1 protein-coding gene is annotated in these 1,374 nt (G+C 72.9%); it reads left to right on the forward strand.

All coding sequences use genetic code 11. From position 1 onward, the window contains the following. Positions 1 to 397: 397 nt before the first annotated feature. Positions 398 to 1,318 (forward strand): hypothetical protein, encoded by a 921-nt coding sequence (locus ACFXPX_RS43870; RefSeq protein ID WP_380645124.1) that lies wholly within the window; start codon positions 398 to 400, stop codon positions 1,316 to 1,318. The last annotated feature ends 56 nt before the right edge of the window (positions 1,319 to 1,374 follow it).

Raw genomic sequence — 1,374 nt, forward strand, 5'->3', positions numbered from 1 at the left:
GGGCGGCGGTTTCAACCGTGACGACCGTGGCGGCTTCCGTCGCGACGACCGCCCCCAGGGTGGCGGCTTCCGCCGGGACGACCGCCCGAGCGGGTTCCGTCGCGACGACCGTGACGACCGTCCCCGTCGTGACGACCGTCCGTCCTACGGCGACCGTGGCGACCGTGGCGGCGACCGCGGCGGTTTCAACCGTGACCGTGGCGACCGTCCGCAGGGTGGTGGCTTCAACCGTGACCGCGGTGGCGACCGTGGCGGCTTCCGTCGGGACGACCGCCAGGGTGGCGGCGGCTTCCGTCGTGACGACCGTCCGTCCTACGGCGACCGTGGCGACCGTGGCGGCGACCGCGGCCGTGGGGACTACGACGACCGTCGTGGCAACTTCGAGCCGGTCAAGCGCCTGCCGATCCCGGAGGACGTCACCGGCTTCGAGCTGGACGCGGACGTGCGCCAGGAGCTCAAGAGCCTGCCCAAGACCCTCGCGGACGACGTCGCGCGCAACCTGGTGATGGTGGCCCGGCTGCTCGACGGCGACGCGGAGGAGGCCTACCAGTACTCCCGCGTCGCGCTGCGGCTGGCGTCCCGCGTGCCCGCCGTCCGTGAGGCGGCCGGTTTCGCCTCGTACATGACGCAGCGTTACTCCGAGGCGCTGACCGAGTTCCGCGCCGCCCGTCGGATGACCGGTCGTGCCGACCTGTGGCCCGTGATGGCCGACTGCGAGCGCGGTCTGGGCCGTCCGGAGCGGGCGCTGGCGATGGCCGGCGAGCCCGAGGTGAAGCAGCTGGACAAGGCCGGCCAGGTGGAGATGCGCCTGGTCGCGGCCGGTGCCCGCAGCGACATGCAGCAGTTCGAGGCGGCCGTCGTCACCCTGCAGAGCCCGGAGCTGGCCTCCAGCGCCGTGCACCCGTGGACCGCGCGCCTGCGGTACGCCTACGCCGAGGCGCTGATCGCGGCCGGCCGTGGCGACGAGGCCCGTGACTGGTTCGCCAAGGCCGCCGAGGCCGACACCGAGGGTTCGACCAACGCCTCGGAGCGCCTGGCCGAGATCGACGGCGTGGAGTTCACCGACGCGCTCGACCCGGAGCTGGCCGACGAGGACGTCGACCGCGCCGAGGCCCCGGCGAAGAAGCGCGGCGGCGACGTCTCCGACGACCGTGTGATCTTCGAGGACGAAGAGGACGTCGAGGAGTTCTACGACGAGGACGACCTCGAGATCGACGAGGACTTCGACGGCATGGTCCCCGAGCGCGCCGCGGACGCCAAGGCCGACGAGGCCGAGAAGGCCGACAAGGCCGAGGCCAAGGGCGACGCCCAGGCCTGAGCGCCCTGAAACACGCCGTGAGGCCCTGCCGATGCCCCTTCGGGGGAGATCGGCAG

The sequence above is a fragment of the Kitasatospora sp. NPDC059146 genome, from assembly GCF_042786665.1.
Classification (GTDB): domain Bacteria; phylum Actinomycetota; class Actinomycetes; order Streptomycetales; family Streptomycetaceae; genus Kitasatospora.